Genomic DNA, 26901 nt, shown 5'->3' with positions numbered 1-26901 from the left:
CCGCGCCCCGCGCAACGCGGCCGAGCCACGCCCCGCGCACACGTTTCTCCCCGGTTCCACCGCCATCGCGCATCGCCACCGCGAGAACCGTGCCGCGTTCCGAAGGACCCCGGAACCCCGAAGAACAACGCCCCGTGCCCGGCGCCCACCACCGCGCCGCGCACTCGACAGTGACGGAAACCCACGTGATCACCACCCAGGGCCTCACGAAGGTCTATCGCTCCCGCGGCCGGGAGGTCACCGCCCTGGACGGCGTCGACCTGCACGTCCGCGAGGGAGAGGTGTACGGCGTCATCGGCCAGTCCGGCGCCGGCAAGTCCTCGCTCATCCGCTGCGTCAACCTCCTGGAGCGCCCCACCGCCGGCACGGTCACCGTCGCCGGCCAGGACCTCACCGCGCTCGCCGGCCGCGGCCCCCGCGCGGGCAGGGAGCTGCGGCAGGCCCGCAGCCGGATCGGCATGGTCTTCCAGCACTTCAACCTCCTCTCCACGCGGACCGTGCAGGACAACGTCGAACTTCCGCTGGAGATCCTCGGCATGTCCGGGAAGGAACGTTCCCGCAAGGCGCTGGGGCTGCTCGACCTCGTCGGACTCGCCGACCAGGCCAGGGCCTACCCGGCCCAGCTCTCCGGCGGTCAGAAGCAGCGCGTCGGCATCGCCCGCGCCCTGGCCGGCGACCCCAAGGTCCTGCTCTCCGACGAGGCGACCAGCGCCCTCGACCCGGAGACCACCCGCTCCATCCTCCAGCTGCTGCGCGACCTCAACCGGCAGCTCGGCCTGACCGTCCTGCTCATCACCCACGAGATGGACGTCGTCAAGAGCATCTGCGACTCGGCCGCCCTCATGGACAAGGGGCGCGTCGTCGAGTCCGGCACCGTCGGCGGCCTGCTCGCCACCCCGGGTTCCGAACTGGCCGCCGCGCTCTTCCCGGTCGGCGGCGAGGCCTCCGGGGACGACCGCACCGTCCTCGACGTCACCTTCCACGGCGAGGCGGCCACCCAGCCCGTCATCTCCCAGCTCTCCCGTACCTACAACATCGACATATCGATCCTCGGCGCCGCCATCGACACCGTCGGCGGCCTCCAGGTCGGCCGGATGCGCATCGAACTGCCCGGCCGCTACGAGGACAACGTCGTACCCGTCGGCTTCCTGCGCGAACAGGGACTCCAGATCGACGTGGTGAACGGCGACACGGTGAACGAGGACCAGCCGCTGCTGGTGAAGGAAGGTGCCAAGTGACCTGGTCCGAGATGCAGCCCCTGCTGGAACAGGCCTGTCGGGAGACCCTGGTCATGGTCGGCTGGTCGACCCTGATCGCCGTCGTCGGCGGACTCCCGCTGGGCATCCTGCTGGTGCTGACCGACAAGGGCGGCCTGCTGCAGAACACCGTGGTGAACAAGGTCATCGGCCAGATCGTGAACATCGGCCGCTCGCTGCCGTTCATCATCCTCATGGTCGCCCTGATGAACTTCACCCGCTGGATCACCGGCACGACCATCGGCAGCGAGGCCGCGATCGTGCCGCTGGCCATCGGCGGCATCCCCTTCTTCGCGCGCCTGGTCGAGACGGCCGTGCGCGAGGTCGACGGCGGTCTCGTCGAAGCCGTCCAGGCCATGGGCGGCGACACCTGGACCGTCGTCCGCAAGGTCCTGGTCCCCGAGGCGCTCCCGTCGCTGATCGCGAGCACCACGACCACGGTCATCGCCCTCATCGGCTACTCCGCCATGGCCGGCACCGTCGGCGGCGGAGGCCTCGGCGACCTCGCCGTCCGCTACGGCTACCAGCGCTTCGAGACCGGCCTGATGTGGATCACCGTCGGGCTCCTCGCCGTCGCCATCTCGCTCATCCAGTTCGCCGGCGACGCCGCGGCCCGTGCCCTGCACCGCCGCGGCGGACGCGGGGGTGCCGCGCCCAGGCTCCGGCTGTTCAAGGCCAAGGAGCCCGCGGCGGCCGACGTGAGCAAGGCCGCGTAACCCGCCGGCCCGCCCCCTTCCGATTCCAGGACTCCCCGTTCCACCCGTGACGGGGCCGCACCACCTCAGGAAAGGCACTTTTCGTGCGTAACACCGCCAAGATCACCACCGCCGTCCTCGCCGCCGGAGCCCTCACCCTCGGCCTCACCGCCTGCGGCTCGGACAAGGACTCCGCCTCCGACACTTCCGGCCCGCTGGTCGTCGCCGCGACGCCCGTGCCGCACGCCGAGATCCTCACCTACGTCAAGGACAACCTGGCGGAGAAGGAGGGCCTCGACCTGGAGGTCAAGGAGTTCACCGACTACGTCACGCCGAACACGGCGACGGAGGACGGCTCGGTGGGCGCCAACTACTTCCAGACAGAGCCCTACCTCGCGGACTTCAACAAGAAGAACGGCACCCACCTCAAGTCCCTCGCCTCGGTGCACCTGGAACCGCTCGGTCTCTACTCCGAGAAGGCCGACAAGGCCGGTGACCTGAAGAACGGCGCGACCATCGCCCTCCCCAACGACACCGTCACCGAGGCCCGCGCCCTCCAGCTGCTCGCCTCGGAGGGCCTGGTCACCCTCAAGGAGGGCGCGGGCAACTCGGCCACCGTCGCCGACATCACCGAGAACCCGAAGAACCTCGAGTTCAAGGAGCTGGAGGCGGCCCAGACCCCGCGCTCCCTGAGCGACGTCGACGCGGCGGTCATCAACGGCAACTACGCCCTGGAGGCCGACCTCAAGCCGGCGGAGGACGCCCTCGTCCTGGAGTCCGCCGAGGACAACCCGAACGTCAACCTCCTCGTCGTCAAGGAGGGCCAGGAGGACGACCCGCGGGTGAAGAAGCTCGCGAAACTCCTCACCTCGCCCGAGGTCCGGACGTTCATCGAGGACAACTACGCCGGGTCCGTGCTCCCCTCTTTCTGACCCGCCCACGGCACGCACGGGGTCCGCTCCACCGGAGCGGACCCCGTGGTGTGGTTGAGTGCTTACATGCTGCATGCTGGGCAGTTCGAGTAGGCCCCGACGGTTCACAGGTTACGGAGCGGCGCATGACGAGCACCTTCCCCAACATCTCCATCAGCACGGAGCGGTTGGTGCTGCGCCCCCTCGACGAGGACGACGTCCCCGCCCTCACGGCCATGATGAACGACGAGCAGGTCGCCGCCTGGACCCACGTGCCCCAGCCCTACACCGAGCAGACCGCCCGCACCTGGATCGGCGAGCACGTCCCGGCCGGCCGCGCGGCCGGCCGGGGACTCGACCTCGCCGTCACCGAGTTCCTCACCCAGCGCCTGGTCGGCACCGTCCGGCTGACCCGCACGGACTGGCACGTACGGGCCACCGAACTGTCGTACATCGTCGCCCCCTGGGCCCGGGGCGAGGGCTACGCCTCGGAGGCGGCGCTCGCCACCGCCCAGTGGCTCTTCGGCGACCAGAAGTTCGAACGCGTCGAGCTGCGCACCGCGGCCGGCAACACCGCCTCCCAGCAGGTCGCCCAGAAGGTCGGCTGCGTCAGCGAGGGCGTGCTGCGCAACGCCTGCATAGCCCGGGCCCGTACCGACGCGGGCGTCTGGACGGACGTGCGCACGGATTTCATCGTGTGGAGTCTGCTGCCGGAGGACATCGAGGGCGCGGCCGGGCAACTGACCGACAACGACGGTTTCACCACCTTCACCGACTGGAACTGATCCACAGGAACCCACGGCCCCGGCACGACCCCGCCCCGGGGCCGCACCGGGTAACCTCGCGGGGCGCGCCCGCGAACGGTTCCACGACACGACCTGCGAAAACCCTGGAGACTGACGACGATGGCCGACCGGGTCACGGTGATCGGCTGGGACGGTTCGCCGCTGACCGCCGCGGCACGCTCCGCACTGGGTGCCGCCACACTGGTGGCCGGCGCACCCCACCACCTGACACTTCCCGAGGTACCGCCCGCCGCCGAACGCGTCCGCCTCGGCAGCGTCGCCCTCGCCGCCCGCCGCATCGCCGCCCACCGGGGCACGGCGGTCGTCCTCGCCGACGGGGACCCGGGCTTCTTCGGTGTCGTACGGACCCTGCGCGCCCCCGAGTTCGGCCTCGAGGTCGAAGTCGTCCCGGCGGTCTCCTCCGTGGCCGCCGCCTTCGCCCGTGCCGGCATGCCCTGGGACGACGCCCACGTGGTCGTCGCCCACCCCCGCACCCTCCGGCGCGCGGTGAACGTGTGCCGGGCTCACACCAAGGTCGCCGTCCTCACCTCCCCGGGCGCGGGACCGGCCGAACTCGGCCTGCTGATGGAGGGCATCCACCGCACCTTCGTCATCTGCGAGGAACTCGGCACCGCACGCGAACAGGTCACCGTCGTCACCTCCGAGAAGGCCGCCGACCACACCTGGCGCGACCCGAACGTCGTCATCGTCGCCGGCGGAGCCCTCGGCCCGGGCGCCGCGGCCGACGGCGCCGGCTGGCTCGCCGGACGCGACCCCGCCACCGGGCCGCGCGGCTGGTCGCTGCCCGCCGGGACGTACGGCGGTGAACTCGGCGAGGGCGAGGGCGACCTGCTCCGCACCGCCCAACTCGCCCGTCTCGGACCACGCCTCGGCGACCTCGTGTGGGACATCGGGTGCGGCGCCGGCGCCTTCGCCACGGAGGCCACCCGCGCCGGCGCCGCCGTCATCGCCGTCGACCGCGACCCGGAGGCCTGTGCCCGGACCGAGGCCACGGCACGTCACTTCGGCGTCCAGCTCCAGGTCGTGCACGGCATCGCCCCGCACGTCCTGGAGAACCTCCCCGAACCGGACGTCGTCCGCGTCGGCGGCGGGGGAGTGGCCGTGGTCTCCGCGGTCGCCGACCGACGACCGCAGCGCATCGTCGCGCACGCCGCGACCCGCGACGCGGCCGAACTCGTCGGCAGGGACCTGACGGAGCACGGCTACCGGGTCGAGTGCGCCCTCCTGCAGTCCGTCGGCCTCGACACCCGGGCCTGGACGGAGACCGAGCGGAGCGTGGCGTTCCTGCTCACCGGTGAGATCCAGCGGCGCGAATCGCCCCGCTGAGCGGCGGTGGCCGGGGGCGACGGACCGGGCTGCCGGACCGCGCCCCGTGATCGGGTTGTCATACCTCGCGGGGTAGGCTGGCGGATTGTTGTACCGCACTGGGACACCCGGCACTTCGTCGGTCAATGTCCCCAGAAACCCGCCCGTTCCGGGCCGGGTGTGGTACGGCACAACCGGGGGACGCGCAACGTGGCGCAGTCCACAGCGGGCCGTCGCGGATCAAGCTGTCGTGACGGGGGAACGACCGCGACAATGCCACTCAGTGGCTTTGTCGTCTTTTCCGGCGGGTCGTTCGTGCCGCTGGGCACGCACGCTCGTTCTCCACTGCGGGGCGGTCGGTGCGCCGTCCCGGGCGAGCTGGTCGCAGAAGCACTAACCGATGGGCGAGGGGTTACGCATGACCGACACCGGCCAGATCCCGGGCGAGGGGCTGCCGGAGAACGCAGGCATGGTGGAGCAGCCGGGCGTCCCCGCTCCCGGCGCGTACACCTACCTCTCCGAGACCACCGCCGAGGACGAGGACCTGTTGTTGCTGCCGGGAGCGCAGAGCGCCTGGGGCAACGAGGTCGCGCCGCCCGCGCCGGAGCCGGTCGTCGAGACCGTGCACCAGCCGGGCCCGCACGAGATGTCCGGCCGCGACAGCGGTTCGGTCGACCTCCGTGGCGTCCGCCTGCCCGACCCGGCACAGCAGTCCGCGACCGCCCCGGCCCCACCGCGCAGGCCCCTGCACCTCGGTCCGCCGATCCCCGACACCTCCGCGAGCCCGGTCCGCTCCCTCGCCGACCGCGGGCCCGCCGACGTACCGGTGCGGCACTCCGGCCCGCCGGCCGCCGGCCCCGAGTACCTCGACGCCGCCCAGGCCGCCGCGATGCCTCCGCAGGGGGCGGCGCCCTGGGGCACACAGACGGCTCCGCCCGCGCCGGAGGCTCCGGGGGGTGCCGGGGCGGTGCATGCGGAAACGGTTGTTCCGGTATCGGAGGAGGAGCACGAGCCGGTGGGCGCCGCCCAGGCACTCGTGACCCGCGTGGCCACGGAGGCCGTGGCGGCGACGGGCGGGGCGGCCGCGGAGCCGGACGCGTCGGGCGCCCCGGGCGAGGCCGCCGCGCCGGCCGGGGGCTCCTCCGGCGACGCCGGGGCCGACGCCGTACCCGGCCATGCCGGCGGTGGCGACGCCGCACCGGGTGACGAGGCGTCGTACGGCCCGCGGACGCCGGTCGCGGGGGCCGACGCCCAGGAGGCGGCGGCCGAGGTGGCGGCCGACGCGGCGACGGCGGCCGAGGCCGACCGGACCGCCTCCGGGGCCCTCGCCCCGGAGGGCGAGGCGGAGCAGGCCGTCCAGCCGGACGCGGTTCCCGCCGCGGATGAGGTTCCCGCCGCGGATGCGGCGCCCGCCCAGGACGTGGCGCCCGCCCAGGACGTGGCGCCCGCCCAGGACGTGGCGCCCGCCCAGGACGTGGCGCCCGCCCTGGCCGAGGCGGGCGAGCCTGCCGCGGAGACGACCGGCTCCGAGCCCGACCAGAGCGTCCTGCCCGCCCAGCCGGCCTCGCACGTCGAGGCCGACCGGCCCGCCCTGCCCGTCGCCGAGCAGCCGGCGCCGGAGGAGTCCCCGGTGGCCGAGGCCTCCGAGGCACCCGCCTTCGAGCCCGCCCCGGCGGCCCGGCCGACGGCCGACGCCCCCGAGCCGGCCGATGCCCCCGAGCCCCAGGACGCCCCGCTCGCCGAGGTACCCGTGGCTCCGGAAGCACAGGTACCGGTGGCTGCGGAGGCCGAGACCCACGAGGCCGGCCAGGTGGCCGAGGTGAACGTGCCGAGCCCCGCGGAGGCCGGACCGTCCCAGGAGGGGCAGCAGGCCACGGAAGAGCCGACCGTGCCCGGGCAGCCGGACCCGGTACAGGAGACGCCCCAGCAGCCCGAGGCTTCCGTGCAGCCGCAACCGGACACCCAGCCCGCCGTGACTCACCCGCAGCCGCACGCCCAGCCCGCAGCGCCGGACGCCGCACCGCAGCCGGACGCCGAGCCCGTCTCCGAAGTCACGCCGGACACCCAGCCCGTCTCCGAAGTCACGCCGGACGCCCAGCCCGCTTCCGAAGTCACGCCGGACGCCCAGCCCGTCACCGAAGCCCAGCAGCCCCCCGTGCCCGCCGCCGAAGCCCAGCCGACCGCCCAGCCCGGCCCGGGCGACCCGCAGCCCGCTCAGGGCCCGCAGTCCCTGCTGGAAGCCGACGTGCCCCGAGAAGCGGTCGCCCTCCGGAGCGTGCCCGAGCCCGCGGAGAAGGAGACGGCGCCGGTGGCTGCCGCCGAGCCCGAGCCCCACGCTCAGCAGCCCGCAGCAGCGCCCGCCGAGTACGCCGACGAGCCCGCAGCCGCGCCCGCCGGGCACCCCGAGGCGCCCGCGACCGCGCCGGTCGGCCCCCCCGGCCAGACCGTGGGCCGTTTCGTGCCCGTCGACGGCGGTCAGGCGCACCCCTCCCCGGGTCTCGCGCCCACGGCGCCCGAGGCCTTCGTCCTCCCGCCGGAGGCCCGGGCCCCGGGACAGGAGGCCGCGGTCCCCGCCCCGCGCGACGCCGGCCCCGAAGCCGCCCAGAACGCCGACGACCTCGACACCCGTGCCGCCGAGCCGGAGGACGGCGCGGACCACCCGGAACAGGCCGGGCAGACGCACCAGGACGCCCGCGACGACCAGAAGGACCCGCACGACGTGAGCACGGTCGCCGAGGCGGAAGTACCACAGTCCGCCGGCCCGCCGGCCCCCGCCTACGACGACGCCGAGCGTGAGGCCGTCCTCAGGGTCATGCGCGAACGCCGCGACATCCGCAACGGCTTCCGCAGCGACCCCATCCCGCACGAGGTGCTGCTCCGCGTCCTGGAGGCCGCGCACACCGCGCCCTCCGTCGGCCACTCGCAGCCCTGGGACTTCGTCGTCATCCGCTCCGCCGACACCCGTCGCGCGATGCACGAACTGGCGACGCGTCAGCGCGACGCGTACGCCAAGTCGCTGCCCAAGGGCCGGGCCAAGCAGTTCAAGGAACTGAAGATCGAGGCCATCCTCGACACCCCGGTCAACATCGTCGTGACCGCCGACCCGACCCGCGGTGGCCGCCACACCCTGGGCCGGCACACCCAGCCCCAGATGGCGCCGTACTCCTCCGCGCTCGCCGTCGAGAACCTCTGGCTCGCCGCCCGCGCCGAGGGCCTCGGCGTCGGCTGGGTCAGCTTCTTCGACGAGCGCGAGATGGTCCGCGCCCTCGGCCTGCCGGAGCACCTGGACGTCGTCGCCTACCTGTGCGTCGGGTACGTCGACGAGTTCCCGGACGAGCCCGAGCTGATGCAGGCCGGCTGGTCCAAGCGCCGCCCGCTGTCGTGGGTGGTCCACGAGGAGACGTACGGCCGCCGCGCCCTGCCCGGCGAGGCACCGCACGACCTGCTCGCCGAGACCGTCGCGCAGATCCGCCCGCTGGACGCCAAGGCCCTCGGCGAGGCCTGGGAGCGGCAGAAGCGGATGACCAAGCCGGCCGGCGCCCTCGGCATGCTGGAGATCATCTCCGCCCAGCTGTCCGGCCTGTCCCGCCAGTGCCCGCCGCCGATCCCGGAGCCCGCGGCCGTCGCCGTCTTCGCCGGCGACCACGGGGTGCACGCCCAGGGCGTCACCCCCTGGCCGCAGGAGGTCACCGCCCAGATGGTGGCCAACTTCCTGGGCGGGGGAGCGGTCTGCAACGCCTTCGCCACCCAGGTCGGTGCCGAGGTGTGCGTCGTGGACGTGGGCGTCGCCACCGATCTGCCGGCCACCCCCGGCCTGCTGCCCCGCAAGGTCCGCGCGGGCACCTCCGACATGACCACCGGTCCCGCGATGACCCGCGAGGAGGCCAAGAAGGCCATCGAGGTCGGCATCGAGACCGCCCGCGACCTGGTGGCGGCAGGCAACAAGGCGCTGCTCACCGGCGAGATGGGCATCGCCAACACCACCGCGTCCGCCGCGCTCATCTCCGTCTTCACCGGAGCGGACCCGGCCGACGTCACCGGCCGCGGCACCGGCATCAACGACGAGACGCTGGCCCGCAAGACCGAGGTCGTCCGCCGCGCCCTGGAGCTGCACCGGCCCGACCCGGCCGATCCCGTCGGCGTCCTCGCCGCGGTGGGCGGCTTCGAGCACGCGGCCATGGTCGGCCTGCTGCTCGGCGGCGCCTCCCTGCGCACCCCGGTGCTCCTGGACGGCGTCAGCGCCGGCGCCGCCGCCCTGGTGGCCCGCGCCATCGCCCCCGAGGTCCTCGCGGCCTGCATCGCGGGCCACCGCAGCGCCGAGCCCGGCCATGTCGCCGCGCTGAACAAGCTGGGCCTGCGCCCGCTGGTCGACCTCGACCTCCGCCTCGGCGAGGGCACCGGCGCGCTGCTCGCCCTGCCGATGGTGCAGAGCACCGCGCGGGCGATGCACGAGGTGGCGACGTTCGACTCGGCGGGCGTCACCGAGAAGTAGCCCCGCGGCGGGGAGGAAGGGCACGGCCGGCCACCGGCCGCCGCCCCTCCCCCCGCCGTACGCCGGACCGACCTCGTGCCGCCCCCGGGCGTCTCCTAGAATCCGCACGTATCCCCACGTCAGGGCCGCTCCATCGCCGCAGCGCCCACCGCACCGCCAGGACGAGGAGCCCACCCTCATGGCCGAACACCCCGCCTACCCCGTAGGCCTCCGCCTCACCGGCCGTCGCGTGGTCGTCCTCGGCGGCGGCCAGGTCGCCCAGCGCCGGCTGCCCGCCCTCATCGCGGCGGGCGCGGACATCCGTCTCGTCTCTCCCGCGGCGACCCCCTCGGTCGAGGCCATGGCGGACGCGGGTGAGATCGCCTGGGAGCGGCGCCCGTACGCGGCAGGCGACCTGGCGGACGCCTGGTATGCCCTGATCGCCACCAGCGACACCGAGGCCAACGCCGCAGCCTCCGCCGAGGCCGAGCGGCGCCGCGTCTGGTGCGTCCGCTCCGACGACGCCGACCGGGCCACGGCCTGGACCCCGGCGACCGGCCACAGCGAGGGCGTCACCGTCGCCGTGCTCACCATGAACGCGCGCGGCCGCGACCCCCGCCACACCGCCGCCATCCGCGACGCGGTCGTCGAGGGGCTGCGCGACGGCACCCTCGTCGCCCCGCACCACCGCACCCGCACCGCCGGCGTCGCCCTGGTCGGCGGCGGCCCGGGCGACCCGGACCTGATCACCGTCCGCGGCCGCCGTCTGCTCGCCGAGGCCGACGTCGTCATCGCCGACCGGCTCGGCCCGCGCGACCTGCTCGCCGAGCTGCCGCCGCACGTCGAGGTCATCGACGCCGCGAAGATCCCCTACGGCCGCTTCATGGCCCAGGAGGCCATCAACAACGCGCTGATCGAGCACGCCCAGCAGGGCAAGGCGGTCGTACGGCTGAAGGGCGGCGACCCGTTCGTCTTCGGGCGGGGCATGGAGGAGGCGCAGGCGCTGGCCGAAGCGGGCATCCCCTGCACCGTCGTCCCCGGCATCTCCAGCTCGGTCTCGGTCCCCGGCGCGGCCGGTATCCCGGTCACCCACCGGGGCGTCGCCCACGAGTTCACCGTGGTCAGCGGCCATGTCGCCCCCGACGACGAGCGCTCCCTGGTGGACTGGGCATCCCTCGCCAAGCTCACCGGCACGCTCGTGATCCTGATGGGCGTCGACAAGATCGGCCGGATCGCCGAGACGCTCGTCGCGCACGGCAAGTCCCCCCAGACGCCGGTCGCCCTCGTCCAGGAGGGCACGACGGCCGCGCAGCGCCGGGTCGACGCGACCCTCGCGACGGTCGCCGAGACGGTCGTCGCGCAAAACGTCAAGCCGCCCGCCGTCATCGTGGTCGGCGAGGTCGTCGGCGTCGGCCCCCACGGGGTGGCGTGACATGGGCGAACTCATCACGATCGACGCGCCCGACGACCCGCGTCTGCACGACTACACCGGTCTGACCGACGTCGAACTGCGCCGCCGCCGCGAACCCGCCGAGGGCCTGTTCATCGCCGAGGGCGAGAAGGTCATCCGGCGGGCCGCCGAAGCGGGCTACGCGATGCGGTCGATGCTGCTCTCCGCCAAGTGGGTCGACGCCCTGCGCGACGTCATCGACGAGGCACCCGCCCCGGTGTACGTCGTCGACCCGGCCCTCGCCGAGCAGGTCACCGGCTACCACGTGCACCGCGGCGCGCTCGCCTCGATGCGACGCGAGCCGCTGCCGGCGGCGGCCGACCTCCTGACGGCCGCGCGCCGCGTCGTCGTCATGGAGTCGGTCAACGACCACACCAACATCGGCGCGATCTTCCGTTCCGCCGCCGCTCTCGGCCTGGACGCGGTCCTGCTCTCGCCGGACTGCGCCGACCCCCTGTACCGGCGCAGCGTGAAGGTCTCCATGGGCGCGGTCTTCTCGGTCCCCTACGCCCGCCTGGACACCTGGCCGGCCGGCCTGGAAGCGGTGCGCGAGGCGGGCTTCGCGCTCCTCGCCCTCACCCCCGACGAGCGGGCCGAGGCCCTCGACGAGGTCGCCCCGCACCGGATGGACCGGGTGGCGCTCATGCTGGGGGCCGAGGGCGACGGACTCTCCCGGCGGGCCCTGGCGGCGTCCGACGCGTGGGTCCGCATCCCCATGTCCCACGGCGTCGACTCCCTGAACGTCGGTGCGGCGGCAGCGGTCGCCTTCTACGCGGTCACGACGGGCCGGCCCTCGGCGTAGGGCCGCCCAGGCGCCCGCGGCCCACCTGCAGCCGGGCCGCCTGCCGTGCGAGGTGCGGGAAGCACGCGGTCGGCCGTGGTCCGCCGGGCACACGCGGTCCGCGGGCCCGCGCGCCGGGCCCGCCGCCCCGCCCGATCCCGCGCGCCGGCCGGCCCCGCCCCCGGCCGCCGGGCCCGCCCCCATCCCGCGTCCTCCCCGGCCGCAGGACCCGCCACCCCGTGCCCTCCACGGCACGGCCCGAACACCACCGACCCGGCCGTCGGCCGTTGACCGCCCGGCCGCCCAGAGCCCTACGGCCTGGAGTCCCACCGTCTGGTGTCCCACGGTCTGGAGCCCACCCGCCAACAGCCCGACGCCGACACCCGGAGGCCTACAGCCCGACGCCTAAAACCCGGGCGTGTCGCCCCGGACGTCCACCTGTCCCTGCTGCGCCCGCACACCGCCCCGGTCGTCGCCGAGCCCGTTCGACGGCCCCTGGCAGCCCTGCGCCGCGGCGATGCCCAGAGCGACGAGCAACGTCACCACCACGAAGACGAACAGACGCTGGCGCAGCAGCCGCGGATTGGCCGGCCCCCGCCAACGGGTCCCCGTCGTCCTCGGTGCCGTACGGCCGGGGCCACCGCGCGGCGCGGGTCGGCCGCCGCTGTCGTGGCGGGAGGCGTTCCGGCCGGTGTTGCTGCGGGAGGCGGGCGTGGGCCGCGACCCGGACCGGGCGACCGGCCCCGCACCGCCGCCGCGCGACGTACCGCCGCCCCGTGCGGCGGACCCGCCCCGCGCGGGTGTGCCTACGCGGGAGGGCGCGCCGCCTCGCGCGGGGTCGCCGCCGCGCGAGGGCGCCGGCCCACGGGTTCCCGTCGTGTTCCGCGGGGCGGGCGTGCCCGGCGCGCCCGGCCGGCTCTGCGGACGCCGCTGGGCACGCTCCGGGTAGGTGTCGGCGAGCCGTCCCGTGGGCAGGTCCGCCTCCCCGCTGCGCGGCGCGGGCGGCCGTACGTCGGCCAGCCCCTGGGCCTCCCGGGCGGCGATCTCCTTGAGCCGCAGCGACAGTTGCAGCGTGCTCGGACGTTCCTCGGGGTCCTTGGCCAGACACGCCCGCACCAGCGGGGCGAGGGCGTCGGGGACGCCGTGCAGCTGAGCCTCCTCGTGGACCACGCGGTACAGCATCACCTCGGAACTGCCGTGCCCGAACGGCGAGTCGCCCATCGAGGCGTACGCCAGCGTGGCGCCGAGCGAGAAGACGTCCGTGGCCGGAGTGACCGCCGCCCCGCGCACCTGCTCCGGCGCGAGGAACCCGGGGGAGCCGACCGCGGTGCCGACGTGCGTGAGCGTGGAGGCACCCGTCGCCCAGGCGATGCCGAAGTCGATGATCCGCGGCCCCTTCGGGGACAGCAGGATGTTGGACGGCTTCAGGTCCCGGTGCACCACCCCGGCCTCGTGCACGGCGACCAGCCCCTCGGACAGGGCGGCGCCCACGGCGGCGACGTCCGCCGCGCCGAGCGGTCCCCCGTCGACCACCTTGTCGTGCAGGGAGGGGCCGGGCACGTACTGCGTCGCGAACCAGGGGCGCTCCGCCTCCAGGTCCGCCGCGACCAGCCGCGCGGTGCAGCCCCCGCGGATACGCCGAGCCGCCGACACCTCCCGGGCGAACCGCGAACGGAACTCCTGATCCTCCGCCAGATCCGGCCGGATGACCTTCAGCGCGACCCGCTGCCCCTTCTTGTCGGAGCCCAGGTAGACCACGCCCATCCCACCCGCGCCGAGCCGCCTGTGAAGCCTGAACGAGCCGACGACGCGCGGGTCCTCGCGCCTCAGGCGCATCATCGCCATGTTCATCCCCGCTGCCCGGTCCCTGTGACGAGCCACAGCTTACGTTTCCACGGCCGCCCGCGCGCAGAGGCCGCGCCCTCCGCGCGCGACGGATTGTCAGTGCCCGGTGGGAGAGTTGAGGGGCGGTCGGGGAACAGGTGAGCGGACCGGCCGCGGTCCGTCCATGACCCCAACCACTCGTCGTGACGGGGGGATTGGACCGGGCGGGCGCGATCGCGCGGGGAGGGGGCGGCACACCGGCGAGGCGTCCCCGCGTCCACGGCCGGCCAGGGGCGGGGCATGCGCCGGGCGGGGACGGGGCGCGCCGGGGTGCGGGGGAAGTGAGCGATGTCACCGGACGGCGCGAAGGCACCGGGGCTCGGAGGGCCCCCTCCGGGAAGACCCCGAGACCGCGGCCCCGGTCTCCACCCAGGGGAGTACGACCCGGGTCGTGGCTCATCCTCCGGGAGGCCCGGCAATCGGTACGAGGGCATGACGCCCGGCGGCCGCCGGACGCCTAGATTCGATGACAAGCGGCGGGTGCGGTACTCGTCCCCCGAGGCCGGACGCCCGCCGCCGTCAGAGGACAACCGAACGGTCAGGAGAGGGACCATGGCCCAGACGGCACCGCGGACGCTGGTCCGCACGCGGCAGGACCGCCGTCCGGCGCGGCGTCACCCGGCGGTGGCGACGCTCATGGCCCTGCCCCTGGCGGCTCTGCTCCTCCTCGTCTTCGACGGGTGGGAGACAGTGGCCACACAAGCGTCGTCCGTGGGTGTGGTGCTGGGGCGCTGAAAGGCGACCCCCAGGCCCGGAAGAGCGGTCCGGGCGGGGACACCCACCCATGAAACCCCGTGGGGACGGGGGTGCGGCGGACGGCAGAGTGCCGGCGCAGCTGGGGAGCTGCGCCGGCATCGCCCTCGCCCTCCGCGGCCGGGGCGGCGGGACGCCTGCGTACCCTCACCCCCGTGACAACGGACGCCCTCCTCCCCTCCCTGACCGCCCGTGCCAGGGACGCGGCCCACGCCCGCACCCCGGTCTGCCCCTGCGGCACGGTCACCCGCGCCGAAACCACCCTCGCCGACCGCTCCGACGCGACCGTCGTCCGGCACGCCGGCACGGTCGCCAAGGCCCACGCACCGGACACCGACCCCGCCGAGCTGGCCCGCCGTGTCACCGTCGCCGCCCACCTCCCCGGCATTCTCCTGCCCCCGCTCGGCCGGACGCCCGTCACCCTGCACGGGCGACCCGTCACCTTCTGGCCGTACGGCTCCCCGGTCGACCCCGAGGACCCGGACGCGGCGCCGTGGGAGGCCGCGGCCACTCTCCTCGCCCGCCTCCACCGGTCCCCGGCCCCCGCCGCCGTACCGCCGATGCGCGGCCCGGCCAAGGCGGCCCGGGCCGTCGCCCGGCTCCGGGCCGCCGCCTCCCGCCACGCCGCCACCGCCCCCGTCCTGCGCGCCTGGGGCACGCTCCCCGCCTGGGCGCGGGGTGAGGCCGCCCTGCCGGACACGACCACGCTCTGCCACGGCGACCTGCATCTCGGCCAGCTCGTACGCCACCCCGTCCCCGAAGGCCCCTGGCTGCTCATAGACGTCGACGACCTCGGCACCGGCGTCCCCGCCTGGGACCTGGCCCGGCCGGCGGCCTGGTACGCCTGCGGGCTCCTGCCGCCCGACGACTGGCACCGCTTCCTGACCGCCTACCGCGTGGCCGGCGGCCCGGCCGTCCCCTCCCACGCGGACCCCTGGACCGCGCTGGACGTCCCGGCCCGCGCCCTCACCGTGCAGACCGCAGCCCGCGCGCTCACCAAGGCGGTGGCGGCGGGCCGGCCCCTGGACGAGGTGGAGCAGTCCCTGGTCGACGCCTGTGCGCGGATGGCGCCGGTCCGCCCCCGAGACCCACGCGGTTGAGGCGAAGTCGCGCGACGTAGGGTGCAACCGACCCGCGGCCGGACAGAGTCTGTCCTGGCGACACGCGAATCAGGACCGACCGGCGAGGAGTTGAGCCGACCATGCAGTGCCCCAAGTGCCACGCACCGATGCACACCTACAACCGCAATGGCGTTCAGATCGAGCAGTGCAGCGGCTGCCGGGGGATCTTCCTCGACTACGGCGAGCTGGAGTCGCTGACCCGCCTGGAGGCCCAGTGGTCCCAGCCCGCTCCGCCGCCCCCGCCCGCGGCCCCGCAGGCCTACCCGGCAGCTCCGGCCCCCGCCTGGGGCGCCCCGCACGCCGGCCACCACGGCCACCACGGGCACCACCGTCAGAAGGGCTTCGGCCGCATGCTGTTCTCCAGCTGAACCCGGACACGACGGAGCCCCCGACCGTACGAGACGGCCGGGGGCTCCGGTGGGTGTGGACGATACTGGGATTGAACCAGTGACCTCTTCCGTGTCAGGGAAGCGCTCTCCCGCTGAGCTAATCGTCCGGGAAGTGCTGCGTGCGCGATACTGGGATTGAACCAGTGACCTCTTCCGTGTCAGGGAAGCGCTCTCCCGCTGAGCTAATCGCGCGGGGGATCCGGCCGTCCAGGATCCGTGGATCGAGGACTCGAAGATCCAGTGGACGATACTGGGATTGAACCAGTGACCTCTTCCGTGTCAGGGAAGCGCTCTCCCGCTGAGCTAATCGTCCGTGGAGGTGGAGACGGGATTTGAACCCGTGTAGACGGCTTTGCAGGCCGTTGCCTCGCCTCTCGGCCACTCCACCAGGAGTGCAGGAGGCCCGGGAGACCCCCTGTTCCTGCGAGCGGACGACGAGGTTCGAACTCGCGACCTCAACCTTGGCAAGGTTGCGCTCTACCAACTGAGCTACGTCCGCCTGTCGGTTCGGTCCGCTTGCGCGTCCCGGTGACGTGATGAACTCTAGCGGATTCCGGAGCCAGTACAAAAACGCGTTTGTGCAGCGTGCTGCGGTGCCCCCGCTCGCGGGCCTGGTCAGGGCACCCGGAAGGACACGTTCGGGTCACCCGGGTGACACCGGCCTAGACTCGGTCACGTGCTCGACCTGCCTCCCCTCGCCCGCTTCGGCGACCGGCTCGCCACCGGCCTCCTCGACGTCACGAGCGATCCCGCCGCCCTCGCGTCCGAGGGCTTCTGGGTTGTCGCCGCGGACTTCGAGGGCCGTCTGACCTGCGCCCGTTTCGCGGACGTACGGACAGCACCGGTGCCGGCCCCCGTGCCGGGCGGGTGGCGGGGGCCGGCGGTCGGTGACTGGGCGTCCTCCCTCGACCGCGCCGCGTACACGGCGGCCGTGCGTCGGATACGCGCGCACATCGCCGCGGGCGAGGTCTACCAGGCCAACCTCTGCCGGGTGCTCTCCGCGCCCGTCGCCCCGGGCGCCGACGTGGACGCCCTCACCGCCCTGCTGGCCCGCGGCAACCCGGCGCCGTACGCCGGCACGATCCGGCTGCCGGGGCACGGCGTCGAGATCGCCACCGCGTCGCCCGAGCTGTTCCTGCGCCGGGACGGCCGGACCGTCGAGTCCGGGCCGATCAAGGGGACCGGGCGGACGGAGGCCGACCTCCTGGAGAAGGACTACGCCGAGAACGTGATGATCGTGGACCTGGTCCGCAACGACATCGGGCGGGTCTGCGCCACGGGCAGCGTGACGGTGCCCGACCTGTGCGCCGTGGAGAAGCACCCGGGGCTCGTGCACCTGGTGTCGACGGTGCGCGGCGAGCTGCGCGCGGACGCCGGCTGGCCGGAGCTGCTCGCCGCGGCCTTCCCACCAGGGTCGGTGACCGGCGCGCCCAAGTCGAGCGCCCTGCGGATCATCGAAGCGCTGGAGGCCGCGCCCCGGGGCCCCTACTGCGGGGGCGTCGGCTGGGTCGACGCCGACCGGGGCACCGGCGAGCTGGCCGTCGGCATCCGCACCTTCTGGATCGACCGGCAGGCGGGGCTGCTGCGCTTCGGCACCGGCGCCGGCATCACCTGGGGGTCCGACCCCGAGGGGGAGTGGCGGGAGACGGAACTGAAGGCGTCCCGGCTGCTCGCGGTAGCGTCGGGGGCGTACGAGGCGAGTGGAGAGGGACGACCGACGTGAAGATCTGGCTCGACGGCGGGCTGCAGGACGACGACTCCGCCCGCGTCTCCGTCTTCGACCACGGGCTGACCGTGGGCGACGGCATCTTCGAGACGGTGAAGGCGGTGGACGGCAGGCCGTTCGCCCTGACCCGGCATCTGGACCGGCTGACCCGCTCGGCGCGCGGCCTGGGCCTGCCCGACCCCGACCTCGACGAGGTCCGGCGTGCCTGCACGGCCGTCCTGGAGGCCAACCCGGTGAAGCTGGGCCGGCTGCGCGTCACCTACACCGGCGGTCACGGCCCGCTCGGCTCCGACCGCGGCGAGCACGGCCCGACCCTCGTCGTCGCCCTCGGTGAGACGGGCCGCCGCCCCGACTCCACGGCCGTCATCACGGTGCCCTGGACCCGCAACGAGCGCGGCGCGCTCACCGGACTGAAGACCACCTCCTACGCCGAGAACGTCGTAGCCCTCGCCCGCGCCCGCGAACAAGGCGCCTCGGAGGCACTGTTCGGCAACACGGTGGGACAGCTCTGCGAGGGCACCGGGTCGAACGTCTTCGTGGTCCTCGACGGCGAGATCCACACCCCGCCGGTCGCCTCCGGCTGCCTCGCCGGCATCACCCGCGCCCTCGCCGTCGAGTGGACCGGCGCCCGCGAGACCGACCTCCCGCTGGACGTCCTGGACCGCGCCGACGGGGTGTTCCTGACCTCCACGCTGCGGGACGTGCAGGCCGTGCACCGCGTCGACGACCGTGAACTGCCGGGCGCCCCGGGGCCGGTGACCGCGAAGGCCGTGCGGATCTTCGAGGAGCGGTCCGGGGACGACCTGGATCCGTGAGCCCCCGGAAATCCGGGAAGGCCTCGGGAAAAGGGGCTGACGCCAGGTCTGCGGCCGGGTAGAACACCCTTGATGACCACCACCCTGCGGCCGACCGAGCCGCTCCAGCACGCCGCCGACGGGACGCGCTCACGCCGGTACCAGGTCTGCGTGAACGGTCGTCCCGTCGGCGCGGTACACCTCGGCACCTCGGCACACGGCGACTCGGTCGCCGTGATCGACAAGCTGCGCATCGACGAACCGGACCGCCGGCGCGGCCGCGGCACGATCGCCGCGCTCGCCGCCGAGGAGGTCGCGCGGGGCTGGGGCTGCCGGCGGATCGAGGCCTCCGTGACCGGTGGGACGGAGGCCGGGGCCGGACTGGGGCTCGCCCGGGCGCTCGGCTACGTGCTGCGCAACCGCGGCATGACCAAGCCGCTCGGCGACACCCCGCCCGTCCTGCCGGCGGGCAGCCGCGCACGGGCCATGACGCGGGACGAGTTCGGCACCTGGCGGGTCCACGAGTCGGAGCGCTACGCCCGTACCTGGATCGAGCGGGGGGTGCCCGAGGCCGAGGCGCACGCCAAGGCGCGCAGCGATCACGAGCGGCTCCTGCCGGATGGACCGGACACCGAGAACGTGCTGCTCAGCGTGTTGGAGCAGGACGGCGTGCGGGTCGGCGTCCTGTGGCTGGCGCTGCTCGAGGACCGGGCCTTCGTGTACAGCGTCGAGGCCGACGCGGCCCACCGGGGCCGGGGGCACGGCCGTACGCTGATGCGGGTGGCCGAGGCACGGGCGATCGCGGCCGGACGGCCACTGATCGGCCTGAACGTCTTCGCCGGGAACACGCCGGCCGAGCGGCTCTACGAGTCGCTCGGCTACACGACCACGCGGTACAGCTTCTACAAACCGCTGCTCTAGCGGCGGCGGGGACGACCACGCCCCGGTGATCCGCCGGTTCAGTCCCGCCGCTCGGCCAGCAGCCGGTCCGCGATCTCCTCGACGCGCTCGCGCAGTCCCTCCTGGCTCTTGCCGCCGTCGAGCCGCTCACCGCCGATCACGTACGTGGGGGTGCCCGTCACGCCGATCGCCTTGCCCTCGGCCTGGTCGGCGTCGACGACGAGGATGTGCCGGCCGTCGATCAGGGCCGTGTCGAACTCCTCCGCGTCCAGTCCGAGGTCCCGGGCCACCTCGACCAGGAAGGGCTCCCCCTTGCGGTCCAGTTCCGCGACCCGGTCCAGCACCGCCTCGGCGTACGGCCATCCCCGTCCCTGCGCCACGGCCTCCTCGGCGGCCTGCGCGGCGGCGAAGGAGTGCTTGTGCTTCTCCAGGGGGAAGTGCCGCAGCCGCAGCTCAAGGCGGTCGCCGTAGCGGGCGCGCAGGGCGCGGACGTCCTCCAGCGCGATGTGGCAGTCCGGACACTGGAGCTCGCACCAGACGTCGAGGACGGGCGTGGCGGGGAGGGCGGGGGAGAGGTCGCTCATGGACCCCATTCTCCCCGTTCTCCCAGTCCGCGGGACGCCGCCCCGGCCACCGTCGTACGGCGCGGTCACCGGCACCCGGGGAGGAGCCGACCCCGAGATCTCCCTGATCTCCGGCAGGAACGTGGCCCCACGGGGTCCGGACGGTGCAGGATGGAAGGGACGAAGTGCTCCTGCCCGACCGAGCCCAGCCTGGAGGACCGGATGATTGCCGAGACCGTCTGCTCCGCGGTGTCCGCGGCGGGCCTGGGCATCGCGGCCGTCACCGCGTACCGCAGGCGTTTCCTGACCGCGGCCCGCGTCGCCGCCTACTCGCTCGTCCCCCTCGGACTGGTGATGGCCGGGGTCGTCGAGTGGCTGGCCGACACGGCCTTCAGTCCGGTGGCCTGGGCGGGCTTCGGTGTGCTGGGCGTCTCCTGGGTGCTCTTCATGACCACGCGCGCCGTGGAGCGCCGCCGCGGCGGCACCCGCAAGGAGCGCAAGGAGGCCCGGGCGGCGGCACGGGGCGACGCGGTGGCCCCGGCGGCCTCGGAACCGTCCCTCGGCCCGGGGACCCGCCCCACCGCCCGGCCTGCCGCCTCCCGGCCGGCGAACGCCTCCCGGGGCGAGGACGACTTCAGCGACATCGAGGCCATCCTGAAGAAGCACGGCATATGAGCCTCGCCGACCCGCACGGAAGGGTCGGCGCGCACTGAAACGACACAGCGGTCCGAGGCCGTCAGCGGCTGCTCCGGAATGATCAGGTTCCGATCCCGACGTTGCGGATCAGATGAACACCTGGTCTTCACGGGCGTGTTGATCGCGTGGGGCCCGCCCCCTGCGTCATCATCGCGGCGAGATGCCGGACACCACTCAGCTGGATCCCCAGCTGGACACGAGACAGAGCGAAACCGCGCCCACGCAGAGTGAACCGCGCGGCTGCCTCTTCGCCCTTTCCCAGCCACCGCTCATGATCTTCCTTGCGGTGATCGGGTGTCTGCTGCTCATGGCTGCGTTGCACGATCTGCTGTTGCTGTGAGCCGTACCCGCGTTCCCCGGCGCCACCCGCCGGGGATCGCGTCGCCACCGGCACACCGCCCCGGACCCGGACAGCTGGGCCTCCCGGGCGACGTCAGCCCGCGGCCTCCTTGCGCCGTGCCCGGTACGCGGCCACGTGCAGACGGTTGCCGCAGGTGCGGCTGTCGCAGTACCGCCGGGAGCGGTTCCGCGAGAGGTCGACGAAGGCGCGTCGGCAGTCGGGGGCCTCGCACCGGCGCAGTCGCTCCTGCTCCCCGGCGACCACGAAGAAGGCCAGGGCCATGCCGCAGTCGGCGGCCAGGTGGTCGGCGACGGAGGCGCCGGGTGCGAAGTAGTGGATGTGCCAGTCGTAGCCGTCGTGGTCGGTGAGCCGGGGCGTGGTCCCGGCGCCGGCGACCAGATCGTTGATCAGCCCCGCCGCGGTGCGGGCCTCGGGGGCCGCGAAGACCGCCGCGAACCGGCCGCGGATCGCGCGCACCGCCGAGAGGTCCGGCTCAGAGAGCACGCCGATGTCGCTGATCTCGTGCGTTCCCACGAATTCCTGGAGGGCCGCGACATCCGGCAGCCCGTCCGGCGCCGCATCGTCCTCCGGCACGGTGTTCACCAGATCCACCACGGTGCCGAGGGCGCACCGGGTGTCGTGGGTGATCAGCACATTTCGCTCCCTGGCCTGGGGTCGGGCGGGCGCCCGCCGATGCTGGCCGATGGTAGTGGCTTCCGCGGCGGGCGGACCGGCTCGGATTCCGGTCCCGGGCTCCGGCTGCCCGTACAACGGCGGCCGACCGGTCTTCGTTCCCCGAGGGGCCGCGAGGGGCGGCAAGGACCGTGAGGGACTGCGAAGGGCCGAGCGGGGCAGGCCGGGCGGAGCGGTGTACTGAGGGACTACAGGCGGGCCAGGTGAGATCCCGTGGTCACGGTGGCACGGCTCAGAACGGCCCGGCGCGAAGCGACGCACCGCGACGTGGCGCGGCCCGGCCCGGCCCGGCGCGACGTGGCGCGGCCCGGCGGCCCGGCCCGTGCGCAGGCACCCGCACAGGCGCACACGCACGCCGGCGCCGCCTCCGCGGAGAACCGCGGCGACGGACGCCGGTCTGTGCCGTATGCGGTTGTCCGGGCCCGTGCCGTCACCCCGAGTCGACGGCGACGGGCGGCTTCACGGAGCCTCGCCCTAGCTTTCCGCCAGGATGTGCGAGAGCTCCTGATCGAGATCGAAGTGCCGGTGTTCCGTGCCGGGCGGCACGGCGGCGTCTGTGCGCTTCAGAAAGGACTCGAGAGCCCGCGCCGGGGCCTCGAGCAGGGCCTCGCCCTCCGGGGAACTCAGGGCGATGCACACGACGCCCTGACCATGACTGCGCGACGGCCAGACACGGACGTCGCCGGTGCCGGTGGGACGGTGGAGACCTTCGGCGAGGAGGTCGCGGGCGAACACCCACTCGACGGTTTCCTCGGCTCCGGTGTGGAAGGTGGCGTGCACGGCGTAGGGGTCGGCCGTGTCGTACCGCAGGCCTGCGGGGACAGGCAGGGAGGACTCGCTCGACACAACGAGGCGCAGGTGCAGCTCGCAGCTGACCGTGGTGTTCATAAGCGCCAGGGCCTTTCGCTCAGTGTGCGCTCGGGGATTCGCACGTCGGCCAAATCGACATGCCACCTACGGTGCCGTTGTAAACCCCTCTGAGCGTTTTGCGGGTGTTTAGGTAACTCTTCCGGCCGAGAGGCCGTTCGGGTCCTGCGCCCATTCCGGTGACAGGATTCGCTCCGGTAGTGTTTGGCTGTATGAACACGGGGAGTAACAAGTCCGGCGAAGTGGCCGTGGCGGAGGACCGTACGGGGACGGACGACGAAGTCGTGGCCGCGCGCGCCCTCGGTTCGAGGGCACCGGAATTCGTCAGGGCGCGCCGTGCCCTGCACCTGAGCTGGCAGGTCGGCGTCTTCATCGTCGGCCTCGCGGTGGTGATGGCCGGCATCGCCATGCTGGTGCTGCCCGGGCCGGGCTGGGTCGTGATCTTCGGGGGCATGGCCATCTGGGCGACCGAGTTCGTCTGGGCCCAGCTCGTCCTGCGCTGGACCAAGCGCAAGGTCACCGAGGCGGCGCAGCGCGCCCTCGATCCCAAGGTGCGGCGCCGGAACATCATCCTGACCGCGGTCGGCGTGGCGATCGTGGCCGTGCTGGCCGGGATCTACCTGTACGAGTTCGGCCTCGAGATGCCGTGGAAGATCAAGGACCAGTGAGCCGCGGCGGGGGTGCGGCGAACCGTCTCCGCCGGTCACGGGCATCCCCTGACATGGGGTAATGTTCTTCCTGCGTCCGGGCGATTAGCTCAGTGGGAGAGCGCTTCGTTCACACCGAAGAGGTCACTGGTTCGAACCCAGTATCGCCCACCGGATCATCAGGCGGCCCGGCTCACGATCGTGAGCCGGGCCGCCTCGTCGTGCGGGGTGCCGCGCCCGCCGACGCGGCGCCTTCACGGACAGGTGGCCGCTTCACGGCAGGTGGTGGCCGCGCGGGCCCCGGGGCGGTCGTAGGGCGCGTCGGGCACCGCGTCGGCCGGGCGCGCGTCCGAGGGGTCCGGGGTGTGTCCCGTCGGACGCCGGCCCGTTCCGTTCTCGCCCGGCGTCACCCAACCGTGACCTTCGGCACCGCCCGCTCCGGCGGGGTCGACGATGTTCGGCCCGTCGGTCACGCCGCGCCGACCTGGGGAATCTCCCGTCTGTCCGGCGGCCGGGCGGGGCGCGGGGTGCCACCGTGCTCCACCCCCGCCCCATCAATTCCCGTCCGACTCATTGACGGGCCCCCGGGTCCTTCGTACCTTGTGCCAGCAAGCGCTTTCTTGAAACGATTCATGAGGCGGACGCGACGTCGCGGGGAGGCTCATATGCAGCAGAGCAGCAAAATGGAGAGGCGGACGATCCTCAAGGCGGCGGGGGCTTCGCTGGCCGTCGCGGGGCTGGGCGCGACCGCCACCGCATGCGGCGGCGACAGTGGGTCGGGAGACGGGACGGTGACGATCCGTTACTCCTGGTGGGGTGCGGAGGACCGGGCCGAACGCATCAACAAGACCATCGCCCTCTTCGAGAAGAAGTACCCGAAGATCAAGGTCAAGACCGACTTCCAGCAGTACCCCGACTTCTGGAAGAAGTTCAACACCCAGGCCTCCGGGGGGAATCCGCCGGACGTCTTCCAGAATGCCATCGGATTTCTCCGCAAATACGACGCCAAGAATGTGCTGCTCGACCTGAGTGAGCAGGTGAAGGCGGGCAATCTCTCGACGGACGGCTTCCGGGCGGGCCTGGAGAAGTTCGGCGAGGTCGACGGCAAACTCCTCGGCGTGCCCGTCGGTTCCAACTCGATGGCCCTCGTCATCGACAAGTCCGTCTACACCCGGGCCGGCGTCAAGCCCGAACAGGGCTGGACCTGGGACGACTTCGACGCGGCGATGGCGAGCATCCGCGACAGGACGGGCCGAGCCGGCGACAGCGGCATGTACGGCGTCATGTACCTCTACGACCTGTATCTGCGGCAGAACGGCAAGGCCTTCTTCACCGAGGACGGGCTCGGCTTCTCCGAGGCGGACCTGACCGCCTGGTGGACGAAGGCGGAGAAGGGCGTGAAGACTGGCCTGTTCGCCGACCCGAAGAAGGTCGTGCAGGTCAAGCCCAAGTCGGCGCTCTCCGCCGAGCTGGCCGGCAGTGAGTACACCTGGGACAACTTCACCGTCCGCTACACCTCCGAGGGCAAGAGCGAGTACGGTCTCGCCCCCATCCCGACCACGGACGGCAAGAAGACCGGCCAGTACCTCGGCTCGCTGATGCTCAGTGCCTACAAGCGCACCCAGCATCCCGAGGAGGTCGCCCAGTTCATCGACTTCATGGTGCACGACCCCGAGGTCGCCAAGATCATGGGCTACGACCGCGGGGTCCCCGCGACGCAGGCGCAGTACGACGCCTTCCAGCCGACCGACCCGGTCAACAAGTCGATCGCCGCCTACGAGCAGTCCCTCGTCGATGCGGGCGTCCTGGAGACCATCACCCCGCACCCGAACGGCGCCGACATCTGCGAGTCCGCCTTCTCGCGCATCGCCGAGGAGATGGCGCTCGGCGAGCGCTCCGTCGCGGAGGCCGTCAAGCAGTTCTTCACCGAGTCGAAGACGGCTCTCGCCGGCTGATGGGAAGCGCCGTGACACACGCCCCTGCGAGGGAGGACCTGGCCAAGGACTCCGAGCCGCGGCACGGTCCGGTCAAGCCCCCGCGCCCCGCCGAGCTGAAGCGGCGGGGCCGCCGGGAGAACCTGGCCGGTTACCTCTTCATGTCCCCCTGGATCGCCGGGTTCCTGCTGCTGACCGCGGGACCGATGATCGCCTCGCTCTACCTCGCGTTCACCGACTACAACCTCTTCGACGCCCCCGAGTGGATCGGCCTGGACAACTTCTCCGAGATGTTCGGCGACCCCCGCTGGCGCCACTCGGTGCAGATCACCCTGTGGTACGTCGTCGTCGGTACGCCGATCAAGCTCGTCGCCGCGCTGGGCGTCGCGCTGCTCCTGGCGCAGAAGCGGCGCGGGCAGGCCTTCTACCGGGCCGCCTTCTACGCCCCGTCGCTGATCGGCGCGAGCGTGTCCATCGCCATCGTGTGGAAGGCGATCTTCCAGGACGACGCGGTCGTCGACCGCACGCAGCAGTTCTTCGGGATCGGCGCCGGGGGCTGGACCGGCGACCCGGATCTGATCATCTACAGCCTGGTGGCGCTCACCGTCTGGCAGTTCGGCGCGCCCATGGTCATCTTCCTGGCCGGCCTGAAGCAGGTGCCGCGCGAACTGTACGAGGCGGCCGACGTCGACGGGGCGAGCAAGCTGCGGCAGTTCTGGAACATCACGCTGCCGATGATCTCCCCGGTCCTCTTCTTCAACGTCCTGCTGGAGACCATCCACTCCTTCCAGATCTTCAGCTCCGCCTACATCGTCGGCGGCGGCGCCGGAGGCAACGCCTGCGGGCCGGCCGACGGCTCCATGGTCTACACCTGTTATCTGTACGTCCAGGGCTTCGAGAACAGCCGCATGGGCCTGGCCTCCGCCATGGCGTGGATGCTGCTGGTCGCGGTCGCCCTGGTCACCGCGGTGCTGTTCTGGTCCCAGAAGCGCTGGGTGCACTACGAGGAGGGCGGCCGATGAGCGCGCAGGCCACCGACGTCACGCCGGTCCCGTCCACCAAGGGCGCCCTGCGGCGCAGGCTGCCGGGCTCGCTCGCCTGGCACCTCGGGTCGCTTCTGATCCTGGCGGTGATCCTCTACCCGGTGGTCTGGGTCATCGGCGGCTCCTTCAAGGAGAGCGGGGACATCGTCGGCAGCCTGGACCTCTTCCCGGGCGACCCGATCCTCTCCAACTACCGGAGTCTCGCCGACGGCATCGCCGACATCCCGATCTCCACGTTCTTCTTCAACTCGCTCTTCCTCGCGGTGGGTTCGGTGATCGGGATCGTGGTGTCCTGCTCGCTGACGGCGTACGCCTTCTCGAGGATCCGGTTCGCGGGGCGCAATCTGCTCTTCGCCCTGATGATCGGCACGCTGCTGCTGCCGTACCATGTGCTGCTGATCCCGCAGTACGTGCTGTTCCGCAACATGGACATGATCAACACGTACACCCCGCTGCTGCTGGGGAAGTACCTGGCCACGGAGGCGTTCTTCGTCTTCCTGATGGTGCAGTTCATGCGCAACCTGCCCAGGGAACTCGACGAGGCGGCCCGCCTCGACGGCTGCGGGCACTTCCGCATCTACTGGTCGATCGTGCTCCCGCTGTGCCGGCCGGCCCTCATCACCAGCGCGATCTTCACCTTCATCAACTCCTGGAACGACTTCATGGGCCCGCTGATCTACCTCAACGAGCCCGGCAAGTACACCGTCTCCCTCGGTCTGAAGATGTTCGTCGACCAGGAGGGGCTGGCGAACTACGGGGGCATGATCGCCATGTCGCTCGTCGCCCTGCTGCCCGTCCTCGCCTTCTTCCTGGCCTTCCAGCGCTATCTGATCGACGGCATGGCGACGTCCGGTCTGAAGGGTTGAGGTGAACCGA

24 protein-coding genes and 6 tRNA genes are annotated in these 26901 nt (G+C 73.0%); 21 read left to right on the top strand and 9 right to left on the bottom strand.

Going from position 1 to position 26901, the window contains the following annotated elements:
• Nucleotides 1–185 precede the first annotated feature (185 nt).
• From ACVV2G_RS13995 to ACVV2G_RS13960, 8 genes are all read left to right on the top strand, one after another.
• Complete coding sequence (locus tag ACVV2G_RS13995) at nucleotides 186–1238, top strand: methionine ABC transporter ATP-binding protein (protein WP_453843000.1); 1053 nt, start codon at nucleotides 186–188, stop codon at nucleotides 1236–1238.
• Nucleotides 1235–1972 carry a methionine ABC transporter permease gene (locus ACVV2G_RS13990; RefSeq protein WP_453842999.1) on the top strand — a complete coding sequence of 246 codons (738 nt, stop codon included), beginning with the start codon at nucleotides 1235–1237 and terminating at the stop codon, nucleotides 1970–1972. The genes ACVV2G_RS13995 and ACVV2G_RS13990 overlap by 4 nt, the downstream gene beginning before the upstream one ends.
• 83 nt (nucleotides 1973–2055) lie before the next feature.
• Nucleotides 2056–2883 carry a MetQ/NlpA family ABC transporter substrate-binding protein gene (locus ACVV2G_RS13985; RefSeq protein WP_453842998.1) on the top strand — a complete coding sequence of 276 codons (828 nt, stop codon included), beginning with the start codon at nucleotides 2056–2058 and terminating at the stop codon, nucleotides 2881–2883.
• A 125-nt stretch (nucleotides 2884–3008) separates the two neighbouring features.
• Nucleotides 3009–3647, top strand: a complete 639-nt coding sequence (locus tag ACVV2G_RS13980) for a GNAT family N-acetyltransferase (protein ID WP_453842997.1) — start codon at nucleotides 3009–3011, stop codon at nucleotides 3645–3647.
• Between the two features lie 120 nt (nucleotides 3648–3767).
• A complete protein-coding gene (gene cbiE, locus ACVV2G_RS13975; RefSeq protein ID WP_453842996.1) occupies nucleotides 3768–4994 on the top strand; it encodes a precorrin-6y C5,15-methyltransferase (decarboxylating) subunit CbiE in 1227 nt (408 codons plus the stop codon).
• A 397-nt stretch (nucleotides 4995–5391) separates the two neighbouring features.
• Complete coding sequence (gene cobT, locus ACVV2G_RS13970; RefSeq protein WP_453842995.1) at nucleotides 5392–9465, top strand: nicotinate-nucleotide--dimethylbenzimidazole phosphoribosyltransferase; 4074 nt, start codon at nucleotides 5392–5394, stop codon at nucleotides 9463–9465.
• Between the two features lie 178 nt (nucleotides 9466–9643).
• A complete protein-coding gene (cobA, locus tag ACVV2G_RS13965) occupies nucleotides 9644–10876 on the top strand; it encodes a uroporphyrinogen-III C-methyltransferase (RefSeq protein WP_453842994.1) in 1233 nt (410 codons plus the stop codon).
• A 1-nt stretch (nucleotide 10877) separates the two neighbouring features.
• The gene (locus tag ACVV2G_RS13960) at nucleotides 10878–11696 is read left to right on the top strand and encodes a TrmH family RNA methyltransferase (RefSeq protein ID WP_453842993.1); all 819 of its coding nucleotides are present in this window, start codon (nucleotides 10878–10880) and stop codon (nucleotides 11694–11696) included.
• Between the two features lie 384 nt (nucleotides 11697–12080).
• On the opposite strand, the gene ACVV2G_RS13955 is transcribed toward ACVV2G_RS13960, so the two are convergent.
• The gene (locus ACVV2G_RS13955) at nucleotides 12081–13526 is read right to left on the bottom strand and encodes a serine/threonine-protein kinase (protein ID WP_453842992.1); all 1446 of its coding nucleotides are present in this window, start codon (nucleotides 13524–13526) and stop codon (nucleotides 12081–12083) included.
• A gap of 585 nt (nucleotides 13527–14111) precedes the next feature.
• Here ACVV2G_RS13955 and ACVV2G_RS13950 point away from each other — a divergent pair.
• The 3 genes from ACVV2G_RS13950 (at nucleotide 14112) to ACVV2G_RS13940 (ending at nucleotide 15801) form a co-directional block, all read left to right on the top strand.
• Nucleotides 14112–14294: a hypothetical protein gene (locus tag ACVV2G_RS13950; protein ID WP_453842991.1), complete on the top strand. Its 183-nt coding sequence runs from the start codon at nucleotides 14112–14114 to the stop codon at nucleotides 14292–14294.
• Between the two features lie 173 nt (nucleotides 14295–14467).
• Nucleotides 14468–15412 carry a phosphotransferase gene (locus ACVV2G_RS13945; RefSeq protein WP_453842990.1) on the top strand — a complete coding sequence of 315 codons (945 nt, stop codon included), beginning with the start codon at nucleotides 14468–14470 and terminating at the stop codon, nucleotides 15410–15412.
• A gap of 101 nt (nucleotides 15413–15513) precedes the next feature.
• Nucleotides 15514–15801 carry a TFIIB-type zinc ribbon-containing protein gene (locus tag ACVV2G_RS13940; protein ID WP_453842989.1) on the top strand — a complete coding sequence of 96 codons (288 nt, stop codon included), beginning with the start codon at nucleotides 15514–15516 and terminating at the stop codon, nucleotides 15799–15801.
• Between the two features lie 56 nt (nucleotides 15802–15857).
• Here the strand turns inward: ACVV2G_RS13940 and ACVV2G_RS13935 are convergent.
• The 5 genes from ACVV2G_RS13935 to ACVV2G_RS13915 all read right to left on the bottom strand — a co-directional run bounded on the left by ACVV2G_RS13935 (nucleotide 15858) and on the right by ACVV2G_RS13915 (nucleotide 16321).
• Nucleotides 15858–15929, bottom strand: a tRNA-Val gene (locus ACVV2G_RS13935).
• 13 nt (nucleotides 15930–15942) lie between these two features.
• Nucleotides 15943–16014, bottom strand: a tRNA-Val gene (locus ACVV2G_RS13930).
• Between the two features lie 49 nt (nucleotides 16015–16063).
• Nucleotides 16064–16135: transfer RNA gene (locus ACVV2G_RS13925), tRNA-Val, on the bottom strand.
• 1 nt (nucleotide 16136) lies between these two features.
• Nucleotides 16137–16210, bottom strand: a tRNA-Cys gene (locus tag ACVV2G_RS13920).
• Nucleotides 16211–16248: 38 nt separating this feature from the next.
• Nucleotides 16249–16321 (bottom strand) — tRNA-Gly (locus tag ACVV2G_RS13915).
• Between the two features lie 177 nt (nucleotides 16322–16498).
• Here ACVV2G_RS13915 and ACVV2G_RS13910 point away from each other — a divergent pair.
• The 3 genes from ACVV2G_RS13910 (at nucleotide 16499) to ACVV2G_RS13900 (ending at nucleotide 19263) form a co-directional block, all read left to right on the top strand.
• On the top strand, nucleotides 16499–17545 hold the full coding sequence (locus tag ACVV2G_RS13910) for a chorismate-binding protein (protein ID WP_453842988.1): 1047 nt from the start codon (nucleotides 16499–16501) through the stop codon (nucleotides 17543–17545).
• A complete protein-coding gene (locus ACVV2G_RS13905) occupies nucleotides 17542–18363 on the top strand; it encodes an aminotransferase class IV (RefSeq protein ID WP_453842987.1) in 822 nt (273 codons plus the stop codon). The genes ACVV2G_RS13910 and ACVV2G_RS13905 overlap by 4 nt, the downstream gene beginning before the upstream one ends.
• A 72-nt stretch (nucleotides 18364–18435) precedes the next feature.
• On the top strand, nucleotides 18436–19263 hold the full coding sequence (locus ACVV2G_RS13900; protein WP_453842986.1) for a GNAT family N-acetyltransferase: 828 nt from the start codon (nucleotides 18436–18438) through the stop codon (nucleotides 19261–19263).
• Between the two features lie 38 nt (nucleotides 19264–19301).
• On the opposite strand, the gene ACVV2G_RS13895 is transcribed toward ACVV2G_RS13900, so the two are convergent.
• A complete protein-coding gene (locus ACVV2G_RS13895) occupies nucleotides 19302–19826 on the bottom strand; it encodes a DsbA family protein (RefSeq protein ID WP_453842985.1) in 525 nt (174 codons plus the stop codon).
• A 201-nt stretch (nucleotides 19827–20027) separates the two neighbouring features.
• Between ACVV2G_RS13895 and ACVV2G_RS13890 the strand changes: the two genes are divergently transcribed.
• Together ACVV2G_RS13890 and ACVV2G_RS13885 are read left to right on the top strand one after the other, a co-directional pair.
• Nucleotides 20028–20480, top strand: coding sequence for a hypothetical protein (locus ACVV2G_RS13890; RefSeq protein WP_453843090.1), 453 nt, complete (start codon nucleotides 20028–20030; stop codon nucleotides 20478–20480).
• A 181-nt stretch (nucleotides 20481–20661) separates the two neighbouring features.
• Entirely contained in the window at nucleotides 20662–20841 is a 180-nt protein-coding gene (locus ACVV2G_RS13885; RefSeq protein WP_356605766.1) for a hypothetical protein, read from the top strand.
• Nucleotides 20842–20934: 93 nt separating this feature from the next.
• Here ACVV2G_RS13885 and ACVV2G_RS13880 read toward each other — a convergent pair whose 3' ends face one another.
• Both ACVV2G_RS13880 and ACVV2G_RS13875 read right to left on the bottom strand, forming a co-directional pair.
• The gene (locus ACVV2G_RS13880) at nucleotides 20935–21495 is read right to left on the bottom strand and encodes a CGNR zinc finger domain-containing protein (protein WP_453842984.1); all 561 of its coding nucleotides are present in this window, start codon (nucleotides 21493–21495) and stop codon (nucleotides 20935–20937) included.
• A 513-nt stretch (nucleotides 21496–22008) separates the two neighbouring features.
• Complete coding sequence (locus tag ACVV2G_RS13875) at nucleotides 22009–22422, bottom strand: SsgA family sporulation/cell division regulator (protein WP_004002642.1); 414 nt, start codon at nucleotides 22420–22422, stop codon at nucleotides 22009–22011.
• Nucleotides 22423–22613: 191 nt separating this feature from the next.
• On the opposite strand from ACVV2G_RS13875, the gene ACVV2G_RS13870 reads away from it, so the two are divergent.
• From ACVV2G_RS13870 to ACVV2G_RS13850, 5 genes are all read left to right on the top strand, one after another.
• A complete protein-coding gene (locus tag ACVV2G_RS13870; RefSeq protein ID WP_453842983.1) occupies nucleotides 22614–23069 on the top strand; it encodes a TIGR02611 family protein in 456 nt (151 codons plus the stop codon).
• Between the two features lie 78 nt (nucleotides 23070–23147).
• A tRNA-Val gene (locus tag ACVV2G_RS13865) sits at nucleotides 23148–23219 on the top strand.
• A gap of 494 nt (nucleotides 23220–23713) precedes the next feature.
• Nucleotides 23714–25003 (top strand): ABC transporter substrate-binding protein, encoded by a 1290-nt coding sequence (locus tag ACVV2G_RS13860; protein WP_453842982.1) that lies wholly within the window; start codon nucleotides 23714–23716, stop codon nucleotides 25001–25003.
• Nucleotides 25003–26004 carry a carbohydrate ABC transporter permease gene (locus tag ACVV2G_RS13855; protein WP_453842981.1) on the top strand — a complete coding sequence of 334 codons (1002 nt, stop codon included), beginning with the start codon at nucleotides 25003–25005 and terminating at the stop codon, nucleotides 26002–26004. Before ACVV2G_RS13860 ends, ACVV2G_RS13855 begins: the two co-directional genes overlap by 1 nt.
• Entirely contained in the window at nucleotides 26001–26891 is an 891-nt protein-coding gene (locus tag ACVV2G_RS13850) for a carbohydrate ABC transporter permease (protein WP_453842980.1), read from the top strand. Before ACVV2G_RS13855 ends, ACVV2G_RS13850 begins: the two co-directional genes overlap by 4 nt.
• Nucleotides 26892–26901: the final 10 nt, after the last annotated feature.

This window comes from Streptomyces sp. JK94 (assembly GCF_053613315.1).
This window is presented reverse-complemented; position numbering and strand designations above follow the sequence as displayed.

What these genes read in the sequence shown, in the direction of transcription:
- ACVV2G_RS13980 (WP_453842997.1), top strand. Translation starts at nt 3,009, where the DNA reads ATGACGAGCACCTTCCCCAACATCTCCATCAGCACGGAGCGGTTGGTG.
- cbiE (WP_453842996.1), top strand. Translation starts at nt 3,768, where the DNA reads ATGGCCGACCGGGTCACGGTGATCGGCTGGGACGGTTCGCCGCTGACC.
- cobT (WP_453842995.1), top strand. Translation starts at nt 5,392, where the DNA reads ATGACCGACACCGGCCAGATCCCGGGCGAGGGGCTGCCGGAGAACGCA.
- cobA (WP_453842994.1), top strand. Translation starts at nt 9,644, where the DNA reads ATGGCCGAACACCCCGCCTACCCCGTAGGCCTCCGCCTCACCGGCCGT.
- ACVV2G_RS13960 (WP_453842993.1), top strand. Translation starts at nt 10,878, where the DNA reads ATGGGCGAACTCATCACGATCGACGCGCCCGACGACCCGCGTCTGCAC.
- ACVV2G_RS13955 (WP_453842992.1), bottom strand. Translation starts at nt 13,526, where the DNA reads ATGAACATGGCGATGATGCGCCTGAGGCGCGAGGACCCGCGCGTCGTC.
- ACVV2G_RS13950 (WP_453842991.1), top strand. Translation starts at nt 14,112, where the DNA reads ATGGCCCAGACGGCACCGCGGACGCTGGTCCGCACGCGGCAGGACCGC.
- ACVV2G_RS13940 (WP_453842989.1), top strand. Translation starts at nt 15,514, where the DNA reads ATGCAGTGCCCCAAGTGCCACGCACCGATGCACACCTACAACCGCAAT.
- ACVV2G_RS13900 (WP_453842986.1), top strand. Translation starts at nt 18,436, where the DNA reads ATGACCACCACCCTGCGGCCGACCGAGCCGCTCCAGCACGCCGCCGAC.
- ACVV2G_RS13895 (WP_453842985.1), bottom strand. Translation starts at nt 19,826, where the DNA reads ATGAGCGACCTCTCCCCCGCCCTCCCCGCCACGCCCGTCCTCGACGTC.
- ACVV2G_RS13890 (WP_453843090.1), top strand. Translation starts at nt 20,028, where the DNA reads ATGATTGCCGAGACCGTCTGCTCCGCGGTGTCCGCGGCGGGCCTGGGC.
- ACVV2G_RS13885 (WP_356605766.1), top strand. Translation starts at nt 20,662, where the DNA reads ATGCCGGACACCACTCAGCTGGATCCCCAGCTGGACACGAGACAGAGC.
- ACVV2G_RS13875 (WP_004002642.1), bottom strand. Translation starts at nt 22,422, where the DNA reads ATGAACACCACGGTCAGCTGCGAGCTGCACCTGCGCCTCGTTGTGTCG.
- ACVV2G_RS13870 (WP_453842983.1), top strand. Translation starts at nt 22,614, where the DNA reads ATGAACACGGGGAGTAACAAGTCCGGCGAAGTGGCCGTGGCGGAGGAC.
- ACVV2G_RS13860 (WP_453842982.1), top strand. Translation starts at nt 23,714, where the DNA reads ATGCAGCAGAGCAGCAAAATGGAGAGGCGGACGATCCTCAAGGCGGCG.
- ACVV2G_RS13855 (WP_453842981.1), top strand. Translation starts at nt 25,003, where the DNA reads ATGGGAAGCGCCGTGACACACGCCCCTGCGAGGGAGGACCTGGCCAAG.
- ACVV2G_RS13850 (WP_453842980.1), top strand. Translation starts at nt 26,001, where the DNA reads ATGAGCGCGCAGGCCACCGACGTCACGCCGGTCCCGTCCACCAAGGGC.